Raw genomic sequence first — 25,068 nt, 5'->3', positions numbered from 1 at the left:
ACACCCGACACGAGGACTTCCGCCTCATGACGGCCTTGCCGAAGACCGTGTGCGGCGCGGCGGCGGACGGGGCCGCGGGTTCCCTTCATCGGTGCAGCCACACCATCTGTCCGGCACGGCATGCGTGCGTTGATACGTGGGTGAGGGGTGACGATGGCCTGCGATGCCGTCGCCCCTCACCCACGAGCGCGAAGCGTCACGGGAGGAGGCTGTCCAAGGGGACACCGGGATCGGCGAGGAGGGCGTCGTCGATGTCGGACCCGGACAGGATCAGGGAACGGATCGGGTCGATGACGTCCCACACATTGACGCTCATCCCCGCGAGTACACGGTTCCCCGACATCCAGAAGGCGATGAACTCCCGTTCGGCGGCGTCGCCACGGAAGACGACACGGTCGTAGCCGCCCGGCTCCGTGTAACCCGTGTACTCCATCCCGAGGTCGTACTGATCGGTGTAGAAGTACGGCAGCCTGTCGTAGACGGCGTCCTGGCCGAGCATGCTCAGCGCGGCCGTGAGCGGCTGGTTCAAGGCATTGGCCCAGTGCTCGACACGGACGTGATGGCCGAGCAGCGGGTGGTAGGCGTTGGCGACGTCACCAGCAGCGTAGATGTCGGCCACGGAGGTGCGCAGGTGCTCGTCGGTGACGATGCCGTTCCGCACCTCCAGACCCGCTTCCTCCGCAAGCCGGACGTTGGGTGTGATGCCGATGCCCACGACCACGGCGTCCGCGGCCAGGCGGCTGCCGTCGGCGAGCGTCACCCCGTCCACGCGACCACCGGTTCCTGTGATGCTCTCGACCTGCGCGCGAGGGCGCAGATCCACGCCGTGATCCTTGTGCAGGCCGGCGAACACTTCTGCCGCCTCACGCCCGAGCACCTTCAGCAGCGGCAGCTCCGAGTGCTCGAGCACCGTCACCTCCGCCCCGGCCATCCGGGCGGCCGCGGCGGTCTCGAGGCCGATCCAGCCACCGCCGATGACGACGATCTTCGCACCCTTGGTGAAGGCGGCTTTGAGCCGTTCGCTGTCTCCCACGCGCCGCAGGTACAGGACGTTCTCGAGATCCGCTCCGGGAATGGTCAGACGGCGCGGAGATGAACCGGTCGCCAGGAGCAGCTTGGCGTAGGGCACACGACGCCCGTCGTCCAGCTCCACCTCCTTGGCCCGCGCATCGACAGCCCTCACGCTCGTTCCCAGGAGCAGGTCGACGTCGTGCTCCGCGTACCAGTCCTCCGGGTGCACGAAGATCGAGTCGCGCTCCTCCTTGCCCAGCAGGTAGCCCTTGGAAAGCGGTGGCCGGATGTAGGGCCGCTCCTGCTCGTCGCCGATGATGCGGAGCGGGCCGCTGTGGCCGTGCTCCCGCAGCGTCTCTGCCGCCTTGCCCGCGGCCAGGCCGCCTCCGACGATAACGAAGGTATTTTCAGGGGACACGTTGTTCCTCATCTCGGATGTCGCATGCTGCGAGCCATGTTATGAGAGTCACCAATCAGACCGCGTGACTGCGCACCCTGTGACAACCTCCCCTTCAGCCATTGAGAGGCTCGCGGCAGTTTGGGGCGCCCCGACCGGACGGGCCCTCGACGTACAGGTATGGGCCACTGTCACAACATCATGGGGTTCCCGGTCATACGGCTAGCCGGACGGGCTGTGGTGGTCAGCCGTCCGTGATCGTCTCCGCTGACGACGAAGGAGGAGAAGATGACGTATGTCATCGCGCAGCCCTGCGTCGACATCAAGGACAGGGCCTGTGTGACGGAATGCCCGGTGGACTGCATCTACGAGGGCGAGCGGACGCTCTACATCAACCCTTCCGAGTGCGTCGACTGCCACGCGTGCGAGCCGGTCTGCCCGGTGGAGGCGATCTTCTACGAGGACGACCTCCCACAGCGATGGGCGCATTACAGGGCCATCAATGCCGAGTACTTCGAGCAGCCTGCCGAGTGGCAGGGGGACCCGTCGGTCACCGATGGCGACCACCGTCTCATCGCCGAACTGCCTCTGCAGAGTTCACAGAAGAAGGCCATCTCCGTGTTCCCCATACGCAAGGAAGAGGCTGCCGACGCCGACCTGTGGTTCCCGTCCTGACCAGGGGCGCCCTCCTCCCCGGCCTCCCCTCGCAGGGCCACTGGGAGCCGGTGTGAGGTCAGTTCGGCAGTGCATGGCCCTGAGGCGGGCGGGACGATGTCGTGATCGTGGGCACGGTGACCACCGAAACGTCACCCGTGAGAAGACGATGGACCGGACAGCGGCCGGCCACCGCCAACAGCCTCTCTGTCTGGTCGGGCTCCAGGTCGCCGGCGAGCCGGATGTTCTTGATGATCTGTCCCCGCTGATCGAAGTCCAGGTCCACATCGACGTGGTGGAGCTGCCACCCGTGTCGGTCCGCGTACGCGCGGACCGCCATGGAGGTGCACGATCCGAGCGCGGCCAGGAGCAGTTCCCCAGGTGTGGGTCCCGTATCCGTGCTGATGGGGTCAGGTTCATCTGCTGTCAGGATGTGAGGGCCGACCGCGATGGAGCGGGCAAGACGCCGGCCCTCACGAACTGACACGGTGCGTACGGACATCAGTCCGCCTCTCTGTGGGAGGGGCCACCGCTCGTGGCCGGTGATCACCAAGGGGGCCGGCGAGCTCCGCCCGTGCGGTGTCTCGCCAGTTACCAGTAGGACAGAGGTGCTCATGCTCGTGTGACAGACTTTCCGCCGGTTGTGTACTCAAGAGGACACCATCACCGACTTCGGACCGGAGGACCCGGGCGTGCTGTCACACTGTTCTGTGCTGCACGGTCTTATCTCGGAACTCGACGCCTCACTGAACAGTCAGACCGCACGCGAATGATGACTTCTCCCACCCGCGCACGGCTGCGGAAGGGAGAATGTGTGCGCCATAAATCCAAAATTGTCCGTATAGGCCCAGGCGACATCGAACGCGCCGCGGCTATGCATCGCAGGTGCTCCCCTCACACGCTGTGGAATCGATACCACAGGGCGATGGGCGATCCCTATACTTACCTGTTCACACTGCTGGCTCGTCCAGGTTCGGTGCATCTGGCTGTGCAGGACGCCGCTGACAGTATCGTCGCCGTGGGGCACCTGATGCCGGACAACGAGAACGTGGAGGCAGCGCTCCTCGTCGAGGATGCATGGCAGAACAACGGGCTCGGGACTCGACTCCTCCGCCGTCTTGGACACCATGCCGTCAGGGGAGGCTGGAAGGAGATCTACGGCCTCATCCTGCCTGGTGACGAGCGCATTTCTGCCATCCTGCGCCACACTTCCGTTCCGGTCCACTGCATCAAGGAGGACGGCGTGACCACTGCGTGGGCTGAAACCAGCGATATTGCGACCACGATCCCTCCTCCGCGACGAAGAACCGGATCCCGGCTCTCGGCGGGCGGCTGGTGAGTGCCGGGGGAGTGCCGTGTGCCGCCGTTCGGCGGCACACGGCGGCCTGCGCAGTCGGAACACCGCGCGATCGCTGCGACGTGTCAGGGCCGTCACCGCGTCACCACATCCACGCTTTCGAAACGGACGACCGCGGTGTGTGTCAGCTCACCGGGGACGCCCTGGCTAGGGAATCAACGTGATGGGTGTCGACGTGCCCTGCCAGGCCATCCTCGTGTAGGGGCACAGTGAGTCGGCCTTCTCCAGAAGGGGAGCGGCGATCTCCGGAGCGACGCCCGGCCACTTGACCGCCAGGTCGACGCGCAGTCCGTAGCCGCCGTCCTCCGGGTCCCGCCCGAATGCCACGGTCACGTCCACGGAGATTCCAGCGGGATCGAGTGCCGCTTGTCGCGCCACCAGGCTCAGGGCTCCGTGGAAGCAGGCGCCGAGTCCGGCGGCGAACAACTGCTCGGGGTTGGCTTCCTGGCCGTCCCCACCGAGCTCGGCAGGTATGCCCAGGCTGAGGTCCAGGACTCCGTCGGCTGACCGGGCTCTCCCCGAGGCCCGCCCGTGCTCGGCTATGCCGCCACTGACGGTCACAGTCGTTGTGTAGATGGCGCACAAGGACGTCCCATCGAAGTCCTTTTCGGTGGACAGGTTGGGCACCTGGTTATGCTCGCTCACAGCATGACTCCGGCGTTGTCGCAGTCGGGCTTGCCCGACATCACGCACGGAGCGGGCAAGACGATGGAAGGGGCGAGGCCTGCTCGTGCAGGCTTCTTCCCTCGGACGGCAAGGCGATACAACCATCCGCGGGCAGGGCTCACTGTGCCGCTCACGACAATTGTCACGTCGTCTGTCCTTCAAGTCTTGAGAAACCTGGGGTTCCGGGTAGACGGATGACCGACAAGCCGCCCCATGTGACACATACGGGGCCTCACCCTGGCCCAGGGCCCTGTGAGGTCGGTCAGGCGGGAGATGACAGTGCCTTCTCGCGCAGGTCGACGAGCGGGGAGGGTAGGTGCTTTTGCCAAGGCCGACAACGGAGCGGCGGACGCCAGGCCCGGGCGCACCTGAGGGCGCGAGGACCTGTGCCGCAGAACAGCGAGATCTGCCCGCCAAGCATGCTGTGCTGCCATGGACCGCAGGCAGGCCCTCCGACCGTTCTCGAGAGGTTCTCAGCCGTCCAGTGACGCCACGTACGGCGATAGCTTGGCCGGATTCATCACCCACATGATCCGGTCGATCCCTTCCGCCGACACATCGACGGACAGCAAGGCCAGGGGGTTCCCGCCGGACGAGACGAGCACGGCCGGCCAGCCATTGGCCTCGACCCACCGAACGGCCGAGTCGGGCCAGAAACGCGGCGCGAAGGCAACGAGATACTTGGAGACGTGCGCACGCCCGATGACCGGTATCTTCGTTGCGCGCACCACTCCTCCGCCGTCGGAGTAGCTGACGACGTCGGCAGCGAGAACATGCTCGAGCTCCGTGAGATTACCCGTCTGTGCTGCGGCGAGGAACACTTCCAGCAGGCGCCGGTGATCAGCCGGGCTGACGTGCTCCCTGCGCTCGGCGGACAGGTGCTTGCGCGCACGGCTCACCAACTGGCGGGTATTGGCCTCACTCGTGTCCAGGATGTCTGCGACCTCCTTGTACGGGTAGTCAAAGGCTTCCCTCAGGACATAGGCGGCCCGCTCCGTCGGGCTCAGCTTCTCGAGGAGGACGAGAACCGCCATCTCGAGTGCCTCAGCCCGTTCCGCCCCCAGTTGCGGGTCCTGACTGGTGTCAACCGGCTCGGGAAGCCACGGGCCGGTGTACGACTCCCGCCGCACCCTGGCGGACTGGGCAAAGTTGATTGCCAGACGTGTGGTTACGGTGGTCAGGAAGGCTGTCGGCTCGACAATGTTCGTGCGGTCGGTGTTCTGCCACCGCATCCACGCTTCCTGAAGGATGTCCTCGGCTTCCACAGCGCTGCCCAGCATGCGGTACGCGATACCGAAGAGCTGCGGGCGTGCTGCGAGGAAATCCCGCGTCGCCTGGTCGAGGGATTCGGCGTCATCCCCAGCGTGCATGGTTGTCCCTTCCGGCCCCGACGCCACCATGCTACAAGCCGCTGCAGCAGCGTGCGCTTGCGGCCGCGAGTGGCTCACACAGTGACACCCAACCTGATGGCAGCAATGGCACTCATTGGGTACTCGTGGCCCACTCGCTCCCGTGCCGCCGGCCGGCCGCCGGCCTACCGTCCGTCGGCTGGGACCGGGCCTGCCGATCCCATGGTGATCCGAGCACGGTCCGTGATCCGAGCAAGGTCGGTGATCCGAGCATGGTCCAGTCGGAGGAAGAGAGCCAGTGGCCGAGTGTGTGGCCCCAGTATGTGTGGGTGCTCCCAAGGCGCAGTGTTTCCATGCGCCCGGTGAGCGGTCCTCGGGGCGCTCCGGGCAATAGCGGGCTGAACCCGCACGCGGCCTGCAGCCCCCGGAGGGCATCAACCAAAACACCCCGCAGCCGTTCCTCCACGCCGTATTACAGCGTCGGGCCAAGCTCCCGGTACTTGCCCTTCACCCTGCTGCAGCGGTCCTTGGCAGCTGCCTGCGCACATACCCCTGAGCGCTCGTCGCGATCCCGTTCAGCGCCTCCGACATTTCGTCGGGGCTCATCCCGAAGTGCAGGGGAACCACGCTCACGAACGGATCCAGAGTCCACTGCTGCCGCTCGCTGGCCGGCAACACTTCCCACCAATCGACCATGGTGGCGCAGCCTGCGTCAGCCTGATCGCAAGCGATGCCGCAGGGTCCGGACCGCCGGCCACAAGGTCCACCGGACAGGCCCCAGCCGACCAATCATGGGGCGACAGGACCACGATCAGGTCGCCATGGTTGGACCGTCGAACGCACTATGAGTTGTTTTCCCGCCTGCCGACGCCTCCATGACCGCTACGCTGCCCCTCGCACACCGGTCCTGGTAGCACCCCGAGTATGCGGATGCCGGGTTCCTGGAGTCGGCCGATCGGCGAGTGACTCCGGGTCACCATGCTCTGCGGAACGGGCCCCCGCGCCACGAAACACTGTGCGCCGACTCCGTCGGCCTCGGCGCCGGAAGCGGAGCCGAGGCCGACGAGCAGGGGGTCCACCGCCCTGACTGATCGCTGGTGCGGCACAGGTCGACCGCGCCGATGCGCTCAGGAATCCGTGCCTGGGAGCAGGTCGCCGGCGAACGCGGCGGTTTCCAGGATTGCCTTGACCGCAGTCAGGTAACGGGCAGCGTCCGCTCCATCCACCAGGCGGTGATCGTAGGACAGCGACAGGTGCACCATGTCGCGAATGCCGACGACCGTGTCTCCGTCAGCCTCGACGACCGCGGGGCGCTTGACCGTGGCACCGATGCCCAGGATGGCGCCCTGGTTCGGCGGCACGATGACCGTGTCGAACAGGGCACCGCGGGAACCGGTGTTGGAAATCGTGAACGTGGCGCCTGACATGTCATCCGGGGCAAGTCCGCCACTTCGGGCTTTGCGGGCCAGTTCGACAGTCATCCGCGCGATGCCTGCGATATTGAGGTCGCCCGCGCTCTTGATGACCGGCGTCATCAGCCCCTTCTCGGTGTCCACCGCGATACCGATGTTCTCCTCGTCGAAGTAGGTGATGGTGCCTTCGCCCTCGTTGATCCGGGCGTTGATGACGGGGTGCGCCTTGAGGGCCTGGGCTGCCGCCTTGACGAAGAACGGCATGGGAGACAGTTTGACGCCTTCCCGGGCAGCGAAGTCCTCCTTCGCCCGGGCGCGCAGCTGCATGAGCTTGGTGACGTCAACCTCGACGACGGTGGTCAGCTGAGCCTGCTCGTGCAGGGCCTTCTTCAGGTTGTCACCGATGATCTTGCGGATGCGGGTCATCTTGACCGTCTGGCCACGCAGCGGTGACGTCTCCACCGGAGCCTGCAGGCGGCTTGTCGCATCCAGAGGAACCGGTGTGGTTCCAGTCGGTGTGTTTCCAGCCGGTGTGTTTCCACGTCCGGCAGCGACGACATCCTGCTTCCTGATCCGCCCTCCGATGCCGGATCCCTGAACCGAGGTGAGGTCAACGCCGTTCCCTGCGGCAAGTTGCCGTACGAGCGGGGTCACATACACGTCGCTGGGGGCAGGGTGAGCGGGGGCCGCTGCGGGCTGAGCCGCAGGCACCGGCGCGGGTGCGGCGGGGGCCGCCACGGGCACGGGCGAGGATGCGGTGGGCTGAGACGCAGGCGCGGGAGCAGGAGCGGCGGGGGCCTGCGCCGCGGGTGCAGGAGCCTCATACGGACGGGACGGGGCAACAGGACCAGGTGCCGCGGGAGCAGACCCCGGCGCGCCGATGACGGCGAGCTTGGCACCGACCTCGGCCGTCTCATCCTCGGCGATGGTGATTTCCAGTAGTACGCCCGCGGCTGGGGACGGGATCTCGGTGTCGACCTTGTCGGTGGAGACCTCGAGCAGGGGCTCGTCGGCCTCGACCGTCTCGCCGACCTGCTTCAGCCAGCGGGTGACGGTGCCCTCGGTGACACTCTCCCCGAGGGCCGGCAGGACAACTTCGATGCCGGAGGCAGCAGGCGCGTTCGCCGCAGGCGCTGCTGCCACTGCCTCGGTAGCGGGCGCGGGCTCGGCGGCGACTGCCTGGGCAGCCGGCACAGGCTCCACGGCGGGGGCAGCGGTGCCATCGTCGACAACCGCCAGCTCACCGCCGATCGCCACGGTCTCGTCCTCGGGCACCGTGATGGACGTCAGGACGCCGGTGACGGGGGAGGGGATCTCGGTGTCGACCTTGTCGGTGGAGACTTCGAGCAGGGGCTCGTCGGCCTCGACCGTCTCGCCGACCTGCTTCAGCCAGCGGGTGACGGTGCCCTCGGTGACACTCTCCCCGAGGGCCGGCAGGGTTACGGAAACCGCCATGATTTGGGTTGCTCCTCACGAATCCGCAGGGCGCCGCGGCACCCCTTGCTCTTTTCCACGGCCTGCAGTTCGCAGGTTCAGTTCCAGCACGCTGTGGGTTCGGGTCACCCCTGCCAGCCGTAGCGATCGCGGGCCTGCGTGACCGTCTCCGGGCCGACTGCTCCGGCCTGGACCAGTTGGTCCAGGGCTGCCACCACGATCGATTCGGCGTCCACGTGGAAATAGCGGCGCACCGCATCGCGGGTGTCCGACAGGCCGAAGCCGTCCGTGCCCAAGGACGAGTAGTCCTGCTCGACCCACTGGCTGATCTGGTCGGGCACCTGCCGCATCCAGTCGCTGACGGCCAGAACCGGACCTGGCGCACCCGAGAGCGCGCGGGTCACATACGGTTCGCACTGCTCACCGCGCAGCCGCGCCCGGTCGGCGCTCAACGCATCGCGGCGCAGCTCCGTCCAGGAGGTCACCGACCACACGTCGGCGTGGACGCCCCAGTGTGACTCGAGGAGATCCTGGGCCTCCAAAGCCCAGTGGATCGCCGTGCCGGAAGCCAGCAACTGGATCCGCGGCCCGGCATCGTGGAACTCGGCGGGCTTGAAGCGGTAGATGCCCCGCAGGATTCCCTCTTCAATCGACGGCACAGCGGGCATCGGCGGTTGCTGCTTCGACTCGTTGTACACCGTCAGGTAGTAGAAGACGTCCTCGGGCTGCTCACCGTACATCCGTCTCAGCCCTTCCCTGACGATCACCGCGATCTCGTACGCGAAGGCCGGGTCATAGCTCACCGCCGCCGGATTGGTGGACGACAGCAAGTGAGAATGCCCGTCGGCGTGCTGCAGGCCCTCGCCGGTCATCGTCGTGCGGCCGGCCGTCGCCCCGATGACGAACCCGCGCCCCAACTGGTCGGCCAGCGCCCAGAACTGGTCACCGGTTCGCTGGAACCCGAACATGGCGTAGAAGATGTAGAACGGGATCATGGGTTCGCCGTGCGTGGCGTACGAGGTCGCCGCCGCGGTGAACTCGGCCATGGAGCCGGCCTCGGTGATGCCTTCGTCGATGAGCTGGCCGTTCTTGGCTTCCCGGTAATAGAGGAGCTGGTCCGCGTCGACAGGCTCATAGGTCTGGCCGTCCGGCGAGTAGATTCCGGCCGTGGGGAAGAGGGACTCCATGCCGAACGTACGGGCCTCGTCGGGGATGATCGGCACCCAGCGCTGCCCTGTCTCCTCGTCGCGCATCAGGTCCTTGACCAGGCGGACGAGTGCCATGGTGGTGGCCACCTCTTGTTTGCCGAAGCCCTTCTTGAGGGCTTCGAAGGGGCGGGACGTCGGCTGAGCCAGAGGCTTGGCAACGACCTTGCGCACCGGAGCGGGGCCTCCCAGAGCAGTGCGGCGCTCCCGCAGGTACCTCACCTCCGGCGAATCCTCGCCGGGGTGCCAGAACGGCACCACGTCCCCGTTCAGCGCGCTGTCCGGGATGGGAAGTTCCAACACGTCGCGCATCTGACGGAACTGCTCCATCGTCAGCTTCTTCATCTGGTGGTTGGCGTTGCGCGACTCGAAATCCGACCCCAGCGTGTGTCCCTTCACCGTCTGGGCGAGGATGACGGTCGGCTTCCCCCGGTGTTCGACCGCAGCCCGGTAGGCGGCGTAGACCTTGAGAGGTTCGTGCCCGCCGCGCGAGTTTTCGAACAGATCGGTGAGCTGGGAGTCGCTCAGCCCTGCGGCGATGCCGGAGAGCGCATCGCCGGTGAAAAAGTGCTTGCGTATGTAGGCGGCATCTCGCGCGGCGTACGTCTGCAGCTGGGCGTCGGGCACCTCATTGAGGCGGTGGACGAGGGCGCCGCTGGTGTCCTGCTGTAGCACGGAGTCCCAGGCCTCGCCCCAGAGAGACTTCACCACGTTCCAGCCCGCTCCGCGGAAGCGGGCCTCAAGTTCCTGAACGATCTTGGAATTCGACCGTACGGGACCGTCCAGGCGCTGAAGGTTGCAGTTGATGACGAAAGTGAGGTTGTCGAGACCCTCGCGGGCGGCGAGCGCCAGCGCAGCCGTCGACTCGGGTTCGTCCGTTTCCCCGTCCCCGAGGAACGCCCATACACGTGACCCGGATGTGTCCTTGATGCCCCGGTCGTGCAGATAGCGATTGAATCTGGCCTGGTATATGGCGGCGAGAGGGCCCAGTCCCATGGAAACGGTCGGGAACTCCCAGAACCACGGGAGACGCCTGGGGTGGGGGTAGGACGGCAGTCCGTGGCCGTCGGCCTCATGCCGGAAGCGGCTCAACTGGTCCTCGCTGAGGCGCCCTTCGAGAAACACGCGGGCGTAGATGCCCGGCGATGCATGCCCTTGCAGGAAGAGCTGATCGCCGGAACCGTCCTCGTCCTTGCCTTTGAAGAAGTGATTGAACCCGATCTCGTAGAGCCAAGCCGCCGAGGCGTAGGTGGCGATGTGGCCACCAAGGCCCAGGTGGGAGCCGCGGGTCACCATCGCTGCCGCATTCCACCTGTTCAGAGCGGTGATCCGGGATTCCATGGCGATGTCGCCGGGAAAGACCGGCTGGGATGACGTCGGGATTGTGTTGATGTAGTCCGAGGAAAGAAGTCGGGGCAGAACTATTCCGGACCTGGCCGCGTGCTCGTGCACACGTCGCAGCAGGTAAACCGCCCGATCCGGCCCTGCGTTCTTCACGACAGCGTCGAGTGACGCCTGCCATTCTGCAGTCTCTTCGGCGTCACGGTCGGGTACCTGGTCGAGCTCACTTGTCGCAGAGGACTCTGCGGGCCGGGCCGGATTACTCATGGAAGCCTTCCTGTCAAGGCGTGGGGGAGGAGAGGATGACGACGGCAGACACGGACTTGCTTCCGGTGTCGGTCGACAAGAGCTGTGCGTGCTGATTTGGCGGCTCACAGGATCACACCGGGGTGTCACCGGCGGGCGAGCCCACGTGGGCGGGTGTCTCAGGGAGAAGCGTTCGCTCCCCTGTCGCCGCGCCGAAGAACCGGGCACGTACGTCGGTGGCGACGCCTCGTACGTCGCCTTCGGCAGCCGGCAGCTTCGCGGTGCTCGGCCCCCACGACGAAGCGGATCACGTAGTACTCGTCACCTGCTGGGGTCGCGGCCCCCAGATGATTGGTCGTAGCGGTGTCGAAGAACTGCGGACTGGTCTCTTCCGCACGTGAGGGCGCATCGGTGACGTCCACCACCACCCCGGCGCCACCGAGGGCCTGGGCGAGACCATCCCCGGTGATGACATCAACGCCCTCACCGCGTGACACAGGCACAACCTCCACACCGTGGTCCCGGAGCCTGGCAACCGTCCTGGCACCGATCAGCCCGGTGGCACCTGCGACGACGACTCTCATCCAGGCCCTCCCGTTCAGGGGGTCAGCGACCCCGTTGGTGTCTTCGTGACGGCGATGTCAGCCACTCACTACCTACGACAGAGGTTGAGCCACTTCTGTGACACCGCTCGACGGGGCAGTCGATGTGCCTTGAATGCACGTCGGGAGCGCAGGCCGACCGTCGCTCGGAGCGGCACCGACCAGCCGTGCGTGCCGAGCGAGTCTTCACGAGGGGCCGAGGAGGCCGCCACACCTGTCACAGATCCACAGGGCACTCGGTCATCACCACGAAGCGGCTGTGGGCCCTGGATGCCCGTACGCGGCTTCCGCCGGACGGTGCGTCGGGCTCATGAAACGGCGGACCTGGGGAGGTGGAGCACGGTGTCGGACAAGGATTCAGTGGGCGTTTCGGTTCGAGCGAGGGCGAGCCGGAACGTGTGATCGAGACTGGAGAGACGGTGCGGGAGCCAGGTGGTGATCTGATCCACTACCAGGACGGCAACGCGAGGAGGGATGTACGGGCCGGACCCGGTCGTCGTGTCCGTGATGTGGGAGCCGGGAAAGCCGATGGTCACGCTGGTCCACGAGGAGGAGGTGGCACGGCGTGCCCACGTGCGTGCCCGCGTCCCAGCGACTGACCTGTCGCCTCCTGCTCACACGGGTCGACTCCGACCGGCATCCATCCACTCCGTGGGAGGGTCGCGACAAGGCACCAGCCGATGCCGCGAGTCGAGACTGATGGCAACACGGCACGGAGGCTGCCGTACGCGGCCGCTACGGCCTGGGATGGCGCGCTCCATGACGGGCCCATCGCACAAGAACTTGGCCAGGGGCTCCCCGCGGCTCACGAAGTCGGCGGCAGGCTCCACCACCGGCCGTCCTTCAGCGCACGATCGACGACACACTCTCCCGGGAGGAAATGCACATGCCTCTTTCGATGATGAACCTTCGGTCCGGTCTCTCGAGCTGGACTTCCCTGCTCGGCTCGGGCACCGGCCGGCACAGGGGCCGACACGCCGACAGCGATCGCATACATGAGAGCGAAACGCTCCCAGGGCGCGGCCGTCACCGCAGAACTGCTCGCGCTCCCCTGACCCAGCCAACCGCACACCCCGACAACCACAGCGACGCGTTGACGCACCTGGTCACCGGCGACGAGGGCGGTTCCCCCGACACACGCCGACAGGGCAACCACAGCCAGACCGAAGACGACGCACACCTCGAGCACCACACGTTCGAGCAGGACCCGCTCGAGCACCACGCGTTCGAGCGCGACGTGCTGTCCCTCCTCGACCCGATGTACCGGGCCGCCCTGGGCGTGACAGGCAGCCCCGCCGACGCGGAGAACCTGATCCTGGACACGTTCACACAGGCGTACACCTCATTCCCCCGCCTCCTGCCGGGCACCAACCACAAGACCTGGCTCTACCACATCCTCACCAAGACATTCATCGGCCCCCGCCGCGGACAGCACGACCAGCCGAACGACACCACCACCAAGGACGGCGAGGACCGGACCCAGACCCGTGACGAACCTCGGCTTCCGGCCGGCATCCGCCTGGCCGAACTGCAGGCCTTCAGCCAACTCCCCGCGCCGGACGCCAGAGCCGCCCTCCAGGAACTGCCGAAACAACACCGCATCGCCGTCTACCTCGCAGCCGTCGAAGGCTTCACGGACAAAGAGATCGCCGACATCGCGGACGCGCCCATCGCCACCGCGGCCTCCTGGCTGCACCAGGGACTACTGCAACTGTGGACTGCCGAAGAACTGCGACCGGCAGCACCCCCCGCGGACAGCAACTCCGACCTCGTAGGCGCCGGACAATCCCGACCTGCATGAAGCACCGCCTGCCCCGCCAGGCCCTCGCCGCCCGAACTCTGGGCGCTGTCTGGCGGAGTTGGGCAGCAGCCCGATGCCACGGCAGGTCGGGCGGTCTGTGTTCGACGGAGTGTACTGATCAGCTAGGGAAAGGCCCCGAGCGGCCGCAGGAGTCGACCGGTGGTTGCGCACGGCGTCCGCGCGCGGCCCATGCCCGAACTCCTCCGTGACAGCGGCAGGTGCGCCGGCAACCGTCCCGTTGCCGGGCGGGACGAGCCCCTGTGCGAGGTGTCCAAGGGTGGTGACGAGCTCGCCCTGAAAACGGACGTGATCGGCGTCCAGATCGCTTCTGTCCCCGCTACGGGGTCAATCCGGTCACTCCTCATCGTCACTTTCGGTTACGTGTTCGCCGACGTGATCCGCAACGGCCGCCGACAGCAGAGCCGGCAGCAGTCCGGGGAAGCGGGCTTCGAGGCTTGTGCGGCGCAGAGTCACGAAGCAGCGAGTGCCTTCCTGACGGGTCTGTGTGACGCCCGCCTCGAGCAACACCTTGAGGTGATGGCTGAGCGTGGACTTGGCGATGGGGGCGCGCAATTGACCCCATCCGCGTTCGGTGCCGTCGGACAGTACTCGGACGATACCGAGGCGTGTCGGGTCGCTGAGCGCTCCCAGCACGCGCGGCAAGGTGATGTCACTCTGGGCAGGTGCTGACGAGCGGTCCGGCATGGCGACAGATTACCGCTTGTTCGGCATCGGACGAACTTCCGCGCTTGAAGCGTAACAGTCTGTGACTGTGTTGCGGGCGAGGACTCATTGCGGTGATGACGCGGCAGGTCGAGCCGGCTGACTGAGGTGCGCGGCGCCCCTGAAGGTGGGAAGCCGGCCCGTGGTTCCTGTCGCCGCCCGCGCGCTGACAGAGTCGGTCGCGCGCCTCGGCCGGTCCGGCTCACGTCGGATTGCGCGTTCGCCGAGGAGGGCGCGGCTGCCACCCTTGTCGGCTCCCCGCTGCAACAGGATCCGTGACTCGCCCCGAACTGGCCGCTCTCAACGGGTCTGCAACGAACCACGCGACCGGGATGCAGGTGGCATTGGGAAGTGACGCACATCACACCCCGCCTCCTGTCACATTTTGTGGCGCTGTCCAGTCAGTGGTGCGTATCTGCAACTCGGTAAGGAGATCACCATGGATGCGCGTCTCAACTACTTCGGCAATGCCGTCGCGGGCAAGGTGCTGAAGCACCTGTACATGGCCAGCAAGGCGGCGTCGGAAGCGGGCCTGCCGGTCGCCACTCAGGAGCTGGTGAAGATCCGCGCCAGCCAGATCAACGGCTGCGGCTTCTGCACCGACATGCACACCAAGGACGCCGCCGCCGCCGGTGAGACCCCGCTGCGGCTCAACCTGGTCGCCGCCTGGCGGGAGGCCACGGTCTTCACCGAGGCCGAGCGGGCCGCGCTGGAGCTGGCGGAGCAGGGCACCCGCATCGCCGATGCGGCCGGTGGCGTCACCGACGAGGCCTGGGCGAACGCTGCCAAGCACTACGACGAGGACCAGCTCGTCGCCCTCATCTCGTTCATCGCCGTCATCAACGCCTACAACCGCATCAACGTCATCATCCAGCAGCCTGCCGGTAGCTACCAGGTCGGACAGTTCGGCTAAACAGAGGTATCCGGCCCGGCCGGACACATGCTGTCCGTCTCCACGCCTCCCCGACCAAGGGCGGGGAGACGGACTTCCGGCGTCAGCCGGTGCCGCTGAAACATGCGGGCAGCTTCACCTCTTCATGACGCAGTCCCGGGAGCGTCGAGGACGGCTATTCTCAGGCGACCAGCCGTATGCAACAACTCATGAAACACGATTGCTGCAGGTGGACCTCCGGGCGGCGGGGTGTTTGACGAGCGACTACCTATGAAACGCCGATCGCAAGAAGAGGTCGTCTTTCTAAGCCGCCCCCGTGCCTGCTCCCTCGCCGACGATTCCGAAGAGCTCCTCGCAGCCCGTGAGCCCGCTCACCGTCACGGGTGGACGCTCGCGCAAGTGCCAATCTGCACGGGAGAGACGGAACCGCTGGGACTCGATTACCTCGCCATGCAGGACGTCGCGCGTGATGCCGTCAGGGCGGTAGCCGAGTTTCAGCGACACGGAAACCGAGGAGAGGTTGTCAGTGAAGGACATTGATGTCGCCGACACGGCACCCAGCTCCGCGAACGCGAGGTGCAGCATGGCAACGCGCATCTCGGTCCCAAGTCCCCGACCCTGGTGGTTCAGCCCGATCCACGAACCCGAGACGATCTCTTGGCGGATGCCGAAATCCACGGCTCGCATGTCCTGAACGCCCACGGGGCGGCCCTCGAAGAAGGCGACGAGTTCCAGCGCCCAGTTCTGCGGCGTCCACCGTCCCAGCCGACTCCAGTGCAGCTGCATGACATGCCGTGCGCGCTCGGCCGGCGGCAGATCGGTCCAGGGCGTCAAGAAGGGCCTGGCGTTCGGCTCGTGGACGCCCCGCGCGGCGACATCGGCAAGCTCCGCCAACTCGTCCTCGGATGGAAGTCGCAACTCAAGACGCGGAGACCGTACGCGTAGGCCCTTCAACGGCCAATGATCGATAAGCACGCGCGCCAGTCTGCACAGATCGTGCCCGGACCGCACCACCTTTTCCCCCTCCCCGGGAAATGGTCCTCGGAAGCAAAACCTGTCGAACCAGCGCCCTTTGCTCCGAACGAAACAGCCTCATCGGTAGCTGAGGGCGCGCCGTGACCACGGACGCGCCGGCGGCGTTGCCTGCCGCCCCGGTGCCCGCCGCGCCTGCGCCGGGCGCCCCGGTGCCCGCCGCGCCTGCGCCGGGCGAGTGCCGAGCACCCCGACGCCCCGGTCCGCTACATCACGCTCCGTCAGTCCATCCGGCCCGCCCCGACGAGGACCACGGGGCCCGCGATACCTCTGGCCGCATCTACCGGCACCAGTGGTTCGTACGGCCACACCGCCACACCTACCCCGACCACGACGACCCGACGGGCTACGCCCGGCACGGCTATCCGTCGCCATCCACAACCGCACCCCGTCCCGCACCCGTGCGCTCATCGAGGAGTTCGGCCACGAGGGCGCCTTCGTCCCTGCCAGGACCGCCGAGGAGCTCGTGGCCGCACTCGAGCGCCCCCGCCGGCTGATGATCATGGTTCAGGGCGCCCTCCCCTCGCTTCACGAGGCGGGAGGGTCCCGACAGGGACGAGGCTCGTTGCCGTTGCCGTTGCCGTTGCCGTTGCCGTTGCCGTTGCCGTTGCGGTGGCTGTGGCCCTGGCGCGGCGGGTGGGATTTTGGCGTCCCACCGCATCCGAGACGATGTTCGCGTGGGCCGGCGAGACCGGCCCCATGCCAGACTCCGCCGTAAGCCCTGGGCGGAGTGGGATGCCCCTGCGCTGCCGCGGTCCAAGTCGGGGCGAAAGCGCCTGTTACGGCCTGCGTGCCCCTGCCCATCAACCGTGTGTCACACCGAGGGCTGTTGCCTGGTCTACCTATCGCACGCAGTTTCAGTCTCTCGGCAATGCCGTCAAGACGGGCATCGTGCTCCGGTCGGCTGGGGCGTGGCAGGCGCTCCAGCCGACTGGTCCAACCGCGGAATCACGTACCTGGGACAACGCCCTGCTGCCATCGACGCGAAAGTCTGCACAGCGCCCTGTCCCGGCTGTCACACAAGCGACCCGGCTTCCCTTGCGCCAGTGCCCAGTCCCAGCACTCCAGTACGAGCGGCTGGACAGGGACCGGTCCGACGACGTGTGGGAGGCCGGGCATCAGCCGTTCGCGGGCCTGCCGGCCGACCACTCCCGCGCGGATCCTCCGGGCGAGGGAGACCACCTGGGCATGGACCTGGCCACCTGCGAGGTCGCCCGGTCGGGGAAGTGGTCCCTGGCCTGACCCCGCCTGCCTGCTGCGCCCCTTCTGGGGCGCAGCAGGCACCGCCCTGCCTCGTCCCCCACAGTGACGGCTCGTCCCAGTCGGGGTTACGTCCCCGGTCGTGGTGCAGCCGATCACGACCTGTCGCCTCCGGCCCGGCCCCGGCGAGCATGTTCCGTCGCGGGCGGGCCGGCCGCCATCGCAGGTTCCAGCTCCGTGCGCCCCGGCACGGTCACCGACGACGGCGACCAGGGCCATGACCTGGGTGTTCCGCGCGCTTGATCGGCTACAGCACATGGCGGGACGTCATCCCGGTCGGCGGCGTGATGAAGGCCCCGGACCATGAGGTTGGCGCTCGGCTCGGCCCCGCGGCCCGCATGCTGACGCACCTGTCGCCACAGGAGGCTGTTGAGCTGGTGAAGGCACTCCTCCTGCCGGCGGACGAAGTAGGCGTACAGCGTGGGTCAGGGCGGTCGTCAAGCGGAGGACGGCGCCACGGAATGCCGGTGCGGTGTCACGCCGTTCGAGCGCCTGCCGTTGTCCTCGTGGTCGGAGTGCAGGAGCTCATGGCGCCTGAGGGCCTCTTCCAGCACGCGGCCCGCCGCAGCTGCGTTGCGTGGGCAGATGGCCGATGCCAGGCTTGAGTTGTCGGCCCCGCGGCGTCGTGGGGGCCGCCGATGGGCGTGGGGTGCCCGTGGCGGGCTCGGCGGGTGCGCCGCATCAGTCAACAGGGCGGCCGGTGGGATCGGAGGCCCGGGGGTCGGTAGCCGGCGTGCCCCGTCAAGGAGCTCTCATGGACGGCACGACTCTGGGTGCACTGCGCGACGCACTGCGCGGACCGGTGATCGGCCCGCAGGACGACGCGTACGACGAAACCCGTGCGATCTACAACGCGATGATCGACAGACGCCCCTCCGCGTTCGCGCGGTGCGTGGACCCGGCGGACGTCATGCGGACGGTCACGTTCGCCCGCGAGCACGGCCTCGAGCTGGCCGTCCGCGGTGGCGGACACAGCGGACCCGGCCTCTGCCTGGTGGATGACGCGCTTACCCTCGACCTGTCCCTGATGCGCTGGGTGCGGGTCGACCCGGTCACGCGAACAGCCCAGGTCGGAGGGGGCAGCCAGCTCGGCGACCTGGACCACGCCGCCCATGGTTTCGGCCTTGGGACCCCCACCGGCATCATCTCGATGACGGGGGTCGGCGGGCTGACCATCGGTGGCGGCCACGGCTATCTGACGCGTAGGTACGGCCTGACGGCGGACAACCTGCTGGGCGCGGATGTCGTGCTCGCGGACGGCACCTTCGTCACGACCAGCGACGAAGAGCGCCCCGATCTGTTCTGGGCGCTCCGCGGTGGCGGTGGGAACTTCGGCATAGTGACATCGTTCACCTATCGGTTGCACCCGGTGGGCACTGTCGGGGGCGGCGTCACCGTGTGGCCGGTCGATCGCACCCGTGAGGTGCTGACGTGGTACCGCGACTTCCTCCCCGCGGCGCCCGAGGACGTGTACGGCTTCTTCGTGATCTTTGTCATCCCGCCCGGCCCGCCGTTCCCCACGGAGCTCCACGGGAAGAAGTCGTGCGGCATCGTGTGGTGCTGCACCGGGGACCTTGACCAGTTCGAGGCGGGCCTCGCAACGGTGGACGAGCCCGGGCCGCCCGCCTTCCACTTCACGACGCCCATGCCCTACCCCGCGTTGCAGAGCATGTTCGACGAGCTCATCCCCTCCGGGTACCAGTGGTACTGGCGCGGCGACTTCTTCGACCGCATCCCGGACGCCGCCCTGGACGTGCACCTCAAGTACGGCGAGAGCATTCCCACCCCGCTCTCACTGATGCACCTCTATCCGATCGACGGTGCCGTCCACCGGCTGGGCCGTGACGACACCGCATGGAGCTATCGGGACGCCGTCTGGTCCGGCGTCTTCGCCGGGGTCGACCCCGATCCCGCCAACGCCGAGATCATCAAGCAATGGTGCGTCGACTACTGGCGGGAGATGCACCCGCACTCCATGGGCGGCGCGTACGTGAACTTCATGGGCGAGGACGAGGGCCAGGACCGGGTCCGGGCCACCTACCGCACCCACTACGACCGGCTCGCGCAGGTCAAGCGGGTCTACGATCCGGACAACTTCTTCCACCACAACCAGAACATAAAGCCCGCCGGAACCGTGTGACGGCCTCCGAACGGGTGGCGCGGGCCTGGACTCGGGGCTGGTCGTGCTCGACGCGGTCACGGACTCTCCGGTGTTCAGCGTCGTCTTCTTCTCACCGGCCGGAGCGGCCGGCCGGGGTGTTTGCGGTGCGGGACAACGAGGCCCGTGCCGATGTGGACTCCGTCGCCGAGCACGGTGAGAGCCGGTAGATGCGCGAGGAAGCTCCGACCTTGCGGTCACGGACCGGGACCAAGGTGCCGTCCACGATCCATTGCGGTGGCGGTGTGGCCGGCGGCTGCGGGGTCGGGCGCTGCAGTCGGTGGGCTTGGTGCGTTGGTGCCCTTCCGCCGGCGCGCCGGGGTAGTCGCCCTCAATCCCTTTGCACTAGTGCAAATGGGATTGAATCTAGTGCAATGTATGGACTATTTTCGTGCCATGGCTGCAAAGACACCTCTGCCCACAACACTGACCGGCCGCCATGTGCGTCTGGAACCCCTGGCCATGAGTCATCTCGGCGACCTCTTCGCCGTGGGCGGCCGGGACGAGGAGGTCTGGCGGTGGCAGGGAGGGCCGGCGCCGCAGACGCAGGACGAGCTGGGGGGCAAGCTCGGCGCCCTACTGACGGCTGCTGAGCGGGGGGAATTCGTTCCGTTCGCGGTCATCCACCGTGCGAGTGGCCAGGCCATCGGTTGGACCGCATACCTCGACATCGATGTGCCCGACGAACGACTGGAGATCGGCTGGACCTGGTACGGCCGTGCATACTGGCGTACCGCAGTCAATACCGAGTCGAAGCTGCTCCTGCTGACCCACGCCTTCGAAGAACTGGGCATGGGGCGTGTGCAGTTGAAGACCGATCACCTCAACCACCGCTCGCAGGCAGCCATTGCCCGCCTCGGAGCGCGCCGTGAAGGCGTGCTGCGCCGCCATCGCCGACGTCCGGACGGCACGTGGCGGGACAGTGTGTACTTCTCCATCCTCGCCCAGGAATGGCCTGAAACAAAGGCACTCCTGGGCGCTCGGCTCTGACGAGGACAAGCACGACGGTGCTCTCGACGAGTTCGGCTTGGCGATCCTCGAGGCGTCAGCAGGAGGGCGGGCCGGCGAGCGTGGTCCTCAGGTTCGGAACTCGAAACGCGAGGTCGTTGGCATCCATGCCACCGACCGGCCCCAATTGGCGCGCGACCCGGGTGCGGCGCGCCTTGGAGCGGACATCTGATGACGTACATAGGGAGTTGTGATGCAGGTAGCCGTGGTCACCTTCGACGGGTTCAATGAACTCGACAGCTTTATCGCCTCCGCGCTGATCAACCGGTGCCGCAAGGACGGCTTGGAGGCCTTCATCACCACGCCGACGCCGGCGGTCACGTCGATGAACGGCGTCGAGGTGACCGGACAGCGCCCGTTGGCGTTCGTGACCGAGGCCGACGTCGTGCTGATCGGTAGCGGGGTGAGGACGCGCGACGTGGTTGCCGACGACCGGCTGCTCTCCATGTTGCCGCTCGACCCTTCGCGACAGCTGATCGGCTCACAGTGCTCCGGCGCACTGGTGCTTGCGCGGCTCGGTTTGCTGGGTGGCATGCCCGTTTGCACGGACATGACGAGCCGGCCCTTCGTTGAAGCCTGTGATGTCACTGTGCTGGACGCGCCGTTCCACGCCGAGGGGAACATCGCTACGGCGGGCGGCTGTCTCGCGTCGCAGTATCTCGCCGCATGGGTGATCACTCGAATGCTCGGAGAGGATGCCGCGCGCGACGTCATCGGCTACGTGGCTCCGGTCGGCGAAAACCAGGAGACCGTCGAGCGCGCCCTGCGTGCCGTCCACGCGGGCCAGGTCGTACTGGGCTGATGCCCCGCGATCTCCACGGCGCGTCTGTACTGGGAGACCGCCCAGGCCGGGATCTCGTTCTTCGGCGCCAGGGGAGTCGAGCTCCCCGTCGCCGTCAGTGTCTTTCCGACCGAGATGTACAGGCCCCCGAAGAGCTGGGCCGAGAAGGCGTACCCGAACCTGATCCACTACAACAAGCTCCCCAAGGGCGGGCACTTCGCCGCCTGGGAGCAGCCTGAGTACTTCGTCGACGACGTCCGCACGGGCCTGCGCCCGCTCCGCCAGTGACCGGTCGGGCTGCGTCCTCGTTCGGACGCTTCTGCCACTGCGGTCGTTGAACGGGTCATGGCGGATCTGGTTGAGCGGCTGGTGCCGGGCGAGTTGTGGGCACTGTTCCGCCGTCGTCGGCACAGCGGCAGCCCTGATCGGTCACCGCTGGCTCACCAGATGAAACAACGTGTTAGGACGCTGTCTGCCGGGGTAGTTCGCGGTTGATGACGCGGGCCACGCGTTCGATGGTGACGATGCCGTCGTCTATCGAGCGGTTGCCGTGGGAGAGTACGACCATCCCGTAGTCGTGGCCCCCGCCGGTGAACACGCCGATGCTGTGGACCCGCCAGCCGTTGGTCGCACGCGGCAGCCACCCGTTCTTCAGGTGGGTCGTCACGGTGTCGGATGCCCCGGCCGGCACTCCCCAGCGCTGGGTGGGGACTACTTGGTTCATCAGGCCGAGGGCGTACGCGCGAGCGTTCCTGTCGAGGACGGAGTTGTCCGAGGTGAGCACGCGCAGCAGTTTGAGCTGGTCGCCGGCGGTGATCTGGGTGCGGCCCCAATAGCCCTTCGGCCCCAGCACGGTGTCCTGCATGCCCGCCAGAGTCAGGAAGCGCTGGATGCCTTTGTGGCCGATCTGTCGCCACAGAGCGGACGTCGCGTCGTTGTCCGATTTGGTGATCATGGCGGTGGACAGGGCGGCCTCGCGCGGCGTGAGGCTGCGGTGCTCTTCCATGGATGTGCGCAGGAGAGCTGCGAGCACCGTGACCTTGACCACACTCGCTGAGTCGAACCTCGCGTCCGGCCTGAATGTGCACGAGGTCGCCGTGGGTCGGTCGTAGAGAGCGAGCGCGGGGGTGCCCTGGCGCCCGCGGAGTGCGGCGGCGATGTCCTGTGCGAGTCGGCTTGCCAGCCCTGGTTGCCGCGAAGTGCATGTGACCTGCGAGCCGCCGGCCGGTGCGCCGGCGCTGCCGGTCTGGGCCGCGGCGGTCGTCGAGATCCCTGCGAGCGCCGTCCCGGTGGTCAGGACCGCGGCCAGGCATCGCAGTGCGCGGCGCGGTATGGGCATTCCGAGCATGAGGATTCCGTCCTGCTGTGTTCCTGCGGTTGCGCTGTGTTCCGCTCGCGATGGTTTGTGAGTCCGGGGTCGTGCGGGTGTCGGCGGGCATTGGCCGCTGTCACGACTCCGGTGTCGGACGCTTGGTGAAGCGTGGCGCGGCAGTGCGGTGGCCCGGGGGTGGTTCTCCAGCCCTGGACTTGTTGGCCGGCAGTAGCTGCAGAGCGCCAGATCCCCGATTGCGGTGACCCTAGCAACGGCGGAGCGAAGGCAGGCGGAAATAAAGGGGGATATGTCCTAATTGAGTACTTTCTTGGTGTGTGATGTTTGTCAACCTATTCGTCGTTTGAGTCGACGGGTCGCTGCGACGAGGCTGGTGGTCGTTGCCGGAGCAGGCAATCGCGCCACCAGGGGCGGCGACGGTCTTGACCGGTTCGTTCGGCAGGCCGGCGCGGCGGCTCGTCTTGAGCACGCCCGTAGGTGCCTGGTCGGCGATTCGGAGCGGATTCTCGGCGGAGTCCTTGAGTGGGGGAGCAGCCGAAGGGACACCAGCGACGTCGCGTCGCTACGACCGGGGGATAACGCCAGGCATGCGATTTTCTGGGGGTGTCGCGCGAATCTCCCAAAGTGCTTCAGGGCGGCTCGCGCCCCGCTGAAGCCCAGCTCGCGGAGGTCCGCACCCCGGGGACGGGATCTGCGTGGCGAGGTGCGGGTGGGCTTCGGACGGAACGCTGCAGGTCTTCTTCGTGTGTCTGGCTTCGATGACGATTCCGGTGCCGCGGGCGACTCGTGATCATCTTGTCGGCAACGGCTGAATTTGGGACCAGTTCGAACGGTTCAATCGTGAGCCACTGTGCGGCCTCGGTGGTTCGTCAGTCGTTGTCGGTGGCGGTGGGGACGCGGCCGAGTTCGCGGCCCTTCATGCGGTAGGACTCGCCTTTGAGGGAGTGGACCTCGGCGTGGTGGACGAGTCGGTCGATCATGGCGGCGGCGACGGTCTCGTCGCCGAAGGTCTCTCCCCAGCGTCCGAAGGGCTTGTTCGAGGTGACGATCACGCTGGCTCTCTCGTATCTGTTCGAGACGAGCTGGAAGAACAGGTTCGCGGCCTCGGCCTCGAACGGGATGTAGCCGACCTCGTCGATCACGATCAGCGGGTAGCGGCCGAGCTTGACCAGTTCGTCCTGGAGCCGGCCGGTCTGGTGGGCGGCGGCGAGGCGGTCGACCCACTGGGCGGCGGTGGCGAACGCGACCCGGTGGCCGGCCTGACAGGCCCGGACGGCGAGTCCGGTGGCCAGGTGGGTTTTGCCGGTGCCCGGCGGTCCCAGGAAGACGGCGTTCTCTTTCGCCGCTATGAAGTCCAATGTTCCCAGGTGTGCGAGTTGTTGGCGCGTCAGACCACGCAGATGAGTGAGATCGAGCTCCTCGATGGTCTTGATGGCGGGGAAGCGGGCGGCGCGGATGCGGCCCTCGCCGCCGTGGGAGTCGCGGGCGGAGACCTCGCGCTGGAGGCAGGCGACCAGGTACTCGGTGTGGGTCCACGATTCGGTGCGGGCGCGTTCGGCCAGGCGCTCGGCGGCGTCCAGCAGGGCCGGGGCCTTCATGGCACGGGCGAGGAAGGCCAGGTCGGCGGCGGTCTGCCGGCCCGTGCGGGCGCCCTGGCCGTCGGGCTTGCCCGCATCGGGGGTGGGGTGCGTTTTCGTGGGAGCGGTGGTGCGGGCCATCAGGTGTCCTCCTTCCCGCCGCCGCCCTCGATGAGGGTGAACATGCGGTCGTAGGTGCCCAGCTCGCGTTGTTCGACCTCGATGCCGAGGCTGTCTGGGGCCAGGGCCGCGGCTTTGGCGGTGGCCGCTCGGGCTGCCTGCTGGTGGATCACCTCACCGCGCAGGTTCCGGGCCGCCTCGGCGTGCTCAGGGTCGGTCAGGCTCTGATGCTTGGCCCAGCAGCGGGTGTGACGGGCCACCAGGTCGTTGCCGCAGATCACGGTGATCTCCTCGGTGTCGGCGTGGACCGTGACCACGTGGCCGATCGCGCGGGGGTGGACGGAGTAGTCGTTGGTGTCGACTCGGATGTAGTGGTCGCGGCCCAGGCGGGTGCGAAGCGGCCACCAGTGGGGCGGGCCGACCGGCGGGATGGCGAGCATCGACGCCCGGTCGCTCTCCCAGCGATCGACCGGCCGGGCGTCGATCACACGGTGATGGCGCCGGTTGGCGATCTGCAGCCAGGCGGTCAGCTGGGCGTTGAAGTCGTCCGGGCCGGTGAAGAGGCGACCGGGCAGGAAGCTGGTCTCCAGGTAGCCGTTCGCACGCTCGACCAGGCCCTTGGACCGAACCGTCAAATGCTTCTGATCCGCATGGTGCGGAGCGAGTTGTGCGGGTGACGCACCCGTTCCATCCGTGGCACGGTCGGTCGTAC

General features: G+C 67.3%; 21 protein-coding genes and 2 pseudogenes. 10 read left to right on the top strand and 13 right to left on the bottom strand.

What is annotated here, in order from left to right; all coding sequences use genetic code 11:
• Nucleotides 1-196: 196 nt before the first annotated feature.
• Nucleotides 197-1,441: an NAD(P)/FAD-dependent oxidoreductase gene (locus ABT078_RS35960; RefSeq protein ID WP_351235426.1), complete on the bottom strand. Its 1,245-nt coding sequence runs from the start codon at nucleotides 1,439-1,441 to the stop codon at nucleotides 197-199.
• A gap of 255 nt (nucleotides 1,442-1,696) precedes the next feature.
• Between ABT078_RS35960 and fdxA the strand changes: the two genes are divergently transcribed.
• On the top strand, nucleotides 1,697-2,083 hold the full coding sequence (gene fdxA / locus ABT078_RS35955) for a ferredoxin (protein ID WP_351235424.1): 387 nt from the start codon (nucleotides 1,697-1,699) through the stop codon (nucleotides 2,081-2,083).
• Nucleotides 2,084-2,141: 58 nt separating this feature from the next.
• On the opposite strand, the gene ABT078_RS35950 is transcribed toward fdxA, so the two are convergent.
• Nucleotides 2,142-2,564, bottom strand: coding sequence for an OsmC family protein (locus ABT078_RS35950; RefSeq protein ID WP_351235422.1), 423 nt, complete (start codon nucleotides 2,562-2,564; stop codon nucleotides 2,142-2,144).
• 423 nt (nucleotides 2,565-2,987) lie between these two features.
• Between ABT078_RS35950 and ABT078_RS35945 the strand changes: the two genes are divergently transcribed.
• Complete coding sequence (locus tag ABT078_RS35945; protein ID WP_351235420.1) at nucleotides 2,988-3,401, top strand: GNAT family N-acetyltransferase; 414 nt, start codon at nucleotides 2,988-2,990, stop codon at nucleotides 3,399-3,401.
• Between the two features lie 165 nt (nucleotides 3,402-3,566).
• Here ABT078_RS35945 and ABT078_RS35940 read toward each other — a convergent pair whose 3' ends face one another.
• From ABT078_RS35940 to ABT078_RS35920, 5 genes are all read right to left on the bottom strand, one after another.
• The gene (locus ABT078_RS35940) at nucleotides 3,567-4,004 is read right to left on the bottom strand and encodes an Ohr family peroxiredoxin (RefSeq protein WP_502981479.1); all 438 of its coding nucleotides are present in this window, start codon (nucleotides 4,002-4,004) and stop codon (nucleotides 3,567-3,569) included.
• A gap of 554 nt (nucleotides 4,005-4,558) precedes the next feature.
• Nucleotides 4,559-5,455 carry an RNA polymerase sigma-70 factor gene (locus tag ABT078_RS35935; protein ID WP_351235416.1) on the bottom strand — a complete coding sequence of 299 codons (897 nt, stop codon included), beginning with the start codon at nucleotides 5,453-5,455 and terminating at the stop codon, nucleotides 4,559-4,561.
• 1,106 nt (nucleotides 5,456-6,561) lie between these two features.
• The gene (sucB, locus tag ABT078_RS35930; protein ID WP_351235413.1) at nucleotides 6,562-8,301 is read right to left on the bottom strand and encodes a 2-oxoglutarate dehydrogenase, E2 component, dihydrolipoamide succinyltransferase; all 1,740 of its coding nucleotides are present in this window, start codon (nucleotides 8,299-8,301) and stop codon (nucleotides 6,562-6,564) included.
• A gap of 104 nt (nucleotides 8,302-8,405) precedes the next feature.
• The gene (gene aceE, locus ABT078_RS35925; RefSeq protein WP_351235411.1) at nucleotides 8,406-11,093 is read right to left on the bottom strand and encodes a pyruvate dehydrogenase (acetyl-transferring), homodimeric type; all 2,688 of its coding nucleotides are present in this window, start codon (nucleotides 11,091-11,093) and stop codon (nucleotides 8,406-8,408) included.
• Nucleotides 11,094-11,251: 158 nt separating this feature from the next.
• Nucleotides 11,252-11,656, bottom strand: a complete 405-nt coding sequence (locus ABT078_RS35920) for an NAD-dependent epimerase/dehydratase family protein (protein ID WP_351235409.1) — start codon at nucleotides 11,654-11,656, stop codon at nucleotides 11,252-11,254.
• Nucleotides 11,657-12,767: 1,111 nt separating this feature from the next.
• On the opposite strand from ABT078_RS35920, the gene ABT078_RS35915 reads away from it, so the two are divergent.
• Nucleotides 12,768-13,475, top strand: coding sequence for a sigma factor-like helix-turn-helix DNA-binding protein (locus ABT078_RS35915; RefSeq protein ID WP_351235407.1), 708 nt, complete (start codon nucleotides 12,768-12,770; stop codon nucleotides 13,473-13,475).
• 354 nt (nucleotides 13,476-13,829) lie between these two features.
• On the opposite strand, the gene ABT078_RS35910 is transcribed toward ABT078_RS35915, so the two are convergent.
• Nucleotides 13,830-14,180 carry an ArsR/SmtB family transcription factor gene (locus tag ABT078_RS35910; protein ID WP_351235405.1) on the bottom strand — a complete coding sequence of 117 codons (351 nt, stop codon included), beginning with the start codon at nucleotides 14,178-14,180 and terminating at the stop codon, nucleotides 13,830-13,832.
• A gap of 457 nt (nucleotides 14,181-14,637) precedes the next feature.
• On the opposite strand from ABT078_RS35910, the gene ABT078_RS35905 reads away from it, so the two are divergent.
• Nucleotides 14,638-15,111, top strand: a complete 474-nt coding sequence (locus ABT078_RS35905; protein WP_351235403.1) for a carboxymuconolactone decarboxylase family protein — start codon at nucleotides 14,638-14,640, stop codon at nucleotides 15,109-15,111.
• 282 nt (nucleotides 15,112-15,393) lie between these two features.
• On the opposite strand, the gene ABT078_RS35900 is transcribed toward ABT078_RS35905, so the two are convergent.
• Nucleotides 15,394-16,104, bottom strand: a complete 711-nt coding sequence (locus ABT078_RS35900; protein ID WP_351235401.1) for a GNAT family N-acetyltransferase — start codon at nucleotides 16,102-16,104, stop codon at nucleotides 15,394-15,396.
• A gap of 365 nt (nucleotides 16,105-16,469) precedes the next feature.
• Between ABT078_RS35900 and ABT078_RS35895 the strand changes: the two are divergent.
• From ABT078_RS35895 to ABT078_RS35885, 3 genes and pseudogenes are all read left to right on the top strand, one after another.
• Nucleotides 16,470-16,633: pseudogene (locus ABT078_RS35895) on the top strand (NAD(P)-binding domain-containing protein); the annotation flags it as partial.
• Nucleotides 16,634-17,160: 527 nt separating this feature from the next.
• On the top strand, nucleotides 17,161-17,364 hold the full coding sequence (locus ABT078_RS35890) for a hypothetical protein (protein WP_351235399.1): 204 nt from the start codon (nucleotides 17,161-17,163) through the stop codon (nucleotides 17,362-17,364).
• A gap of 772 nt (nucleotides 17,365-18,136) precedes the next feature.
• On the top strand, nucleotides 18,137-19,522 hold the full coding sequence (locus ABT078_RS35885) for an FAD-binding oxidoreductase (RefSeq protein ID WP_351235397.1): 1,386 nt from the start codon (nucleotides 18,137-18,139) through the stop codon (nucleotides 19,520-19,522).
• 43 nt (nucleotides 19,523-19,565) lie between these two features.
• Here the strand turns inward: ABT078_RS35885 and ABT078_RS35880 are convergent.
• A pseudogene (locus ABT078_RS35880) lies at nucleotides 19,566-19,808 on the bottom strand (IS5/IS1182 family transposase); the annotation flags it as partial.
• A gap of 128 nt (nucleotides 19,809-19,936) precedes the next feature.
• Between ABT078_RS35880 and ABT078_RS35875 the strand changes: the two are divergent.
• The 3 genes from ABT078_RS35875 (at nucleotide 19,937) to ABT078_RS35865 (ending at nucleotide 21,617) form a co-directional block, all read left to right on the top strand.
• Nucleotides 19,937-20,530 carry a GNAT family N-acetyltransferase gene (locus tag ABT078_RS35875; RefSeq protein WP_351235396.1) on the top strand — a complete coding sequence of 198 codons (594 nt, stop codon included), beginning with the start codon at nucleotides 19,937-19,939 and terminating at the stop codon, nucleotides 20,528-20,530.
• Between the two features lie 211 nt (nucleotides 20,531-20,741).
• Entirely contained in the window at nucleotides 20,742-21,350 is a 609-nt protein-coding gene (locus ABT078_RS35870) for a DJ-1/PfpI family protein (protein ID WP_351235395.1), read from the top strand.
• Between the two features lie 114 nt (nucleotides 21,351-21,464).
• Complete coding sequence (locus ABT078_RS35865; RefSeq protein WP_351235393.1) at nucleotides 21,465-21,617, top strand: hypothetical protein; 153 nt, start codon at nucleotides 21,465-21,467, stop codon at nucleotides 21,615-21,617.
• A 172-nt stretch (nucleotides 21,618-21,789) separates the two neighbouring features.
• Here ABT078_RS35865 and ABT078_RS35860 read toward each other — a convergent pair whose 3' ends face one another.
• The 3 genes from ABT078_RS35860 to ABT078_RS35850 form a co-directional block, all read right to left on the bottom strand.
• On the bottom strand, nucleotides 21,790-22,677 hold the full coding sequence (locus tag ABT078_RS35860) for a serine hydrolase (RefSeq protein ID WP_351235391.1): 888 nt from the start codon (nucleotides 22,675-22,677) through the stop codon (nucleotides 21,790-21,792).
• A gap of 851 nt (nucleotides 22,678-23,528) precedes the next feature.
• Entirely contained in the window at nucleotides 23,529-24,377 is an 849-nt protein-coding gene (gene istB / locus ABT078_RS35855; RefSeq protein WP_351235389.1) for an IS21-like element helper ATPase IstB, read from the bottom strand.
• A complete protein-coding gene (locus tag ABT078_RS35850; protein WP_351235387.1) occupies nucleotides 24,377-24,991 on the bottom strand; it encodes a Mu transposase domain-containing protein in 615 nt (204 codons plus the stop codon). Before ABT078_RS35850 ends, istB begins: the two co-directional genes overlap by 1 nt.
• Nucleotides 24,992-25,068: the final 77 nt, after the last annotated feature.

The organism is Streptomyces sp. NPDC002133 (genome assembly GCF_040296405.1).
Taxonomy (GTDB): Bacteria; Actinomycetota; Actinomycetes; order Streptomycetales; family Streptomycetaceae; genus Streptomyces.
The sequence above is the reverse complement of the archived record's forward strand: the minus strand, read 5'-3'. Positions and strand labels throughout refer to the sequence as shown.

Excerpts from the sequence above, each read along its gene's own strand:
- ABT078_RS35905 (WP_351235403.1), top strand. The coding sequence starts at position 14,638 with ATGGATGCGCGTCTCAACTACTTCGGCAATGCCGTCGCGGGCAAGGTG.
- ABT078_RS35865 (WP_351235393.1), top strand. The coding sequence starts at position 21,465 with ATGTACAGGCCCCCGAAGAGCTGGGCCGAGAAGGCGTACCCGAACCTG.
- ABT078_RS35910 (WP_351235405.1), bottom strand. The coding sequence starts at position 14,180 with ATGCCGGACCGCTCGTCAGCACCTGCCCAGAGTGACATCACCTTGCCG.
- istB (WP_351235389.1), bottom strand. The coding sequence starts at position 24,377 with ATGGCCCGCACCACCGCTCCCACGAAAACGCACCCCACCCCCGATGCG.
- ABT078_RS35935 (WP_351235416.1), bottom strand. The coding sequence starts at position 5,455 with ATGCACGCTGGGGATGACGCCGAATCCCTCGACCAGGCGACGCGGGAT.
- sucB (WP_351235413.1), bottom strand. The coding sequence starts at position 8,301 with ATGGCGGTTTCCGTAACCCTGCCGGCCCTCGGGGAGAGTGTCACCGAG.
- ABT078_RS35920 (WP_351235409.1), bottom strand. The coding sequence starts at position 11,656 with ATGAGAGTCGTCGTCGCAGGTGCCACCGGGCTGATCGGTGCCAGGACG.
- ABT078_RS35950 (WP_351235422.1), bottom strand. The coding sequence starts at position 2,564 with ATGTCCGTACGCACCGTGTCAGTTCGTGAGGGCCGGCGTCTTGCCCGC.
- ABT078_RS35885 (WP_351235397.1), top strand. The coding sequence starts at position 18,137 with ATGGACGGCACGACTCTGGGTGCACTGCGCGACGCACTGCGCGGACCG.
- ABT078_RS35960 (WP_351235426.1), bottom strand. The coding sequence starts at position 1,441 with ATGAGGAACAACGTGTCCCCTGAAAATACCTTCGTTATCGTCGGAGGC.
- ABT078_RS35945 (WP_351235420.1), top strand. The coding sequence starts at position 2,988 with ATGGGCGATCCCTATACTTACCTGTTCACACTGCTGGCTCGTCCAGGT.
- ABT078_RS35870 (WP_351235395.1), top strand. The coding sequence starts at position 20,742 with ATGCAGGTAGCCGTGGTCACCTTCGACGGGTTCAATGAACTCGACAGC.
- aceE (WP_351235411.1), bottom strand. The coding sequence starts at position 11,093 with ATGAGTAATCCGGCCCGGCCCGCAGAGTCCTCTGCGACAAGTGAGCTC.
- ABT078_RS35875 (WP_351235396.1), top strand. The coding sequence starts at position 19,937 with ATGGCTGCAAAGACACCTCTGCCCACAACACTGACCGGCCGCCATGTG.
- fdxA (WP_351235424.1), top strand. The coding sequence starts at position 1,697 with ATGACGTATGTCATCGCGCAGCCCTGCGTCGACATCAAGGACAGGGCC.
- ABT078_RS35860 (WP_351235391.1), bottom strand. The coding sequence starts at position 22,677 with ATGCTCGGAATGCCCATACCGCGCCGCGCACTGCGATGCCTGGCCGCG.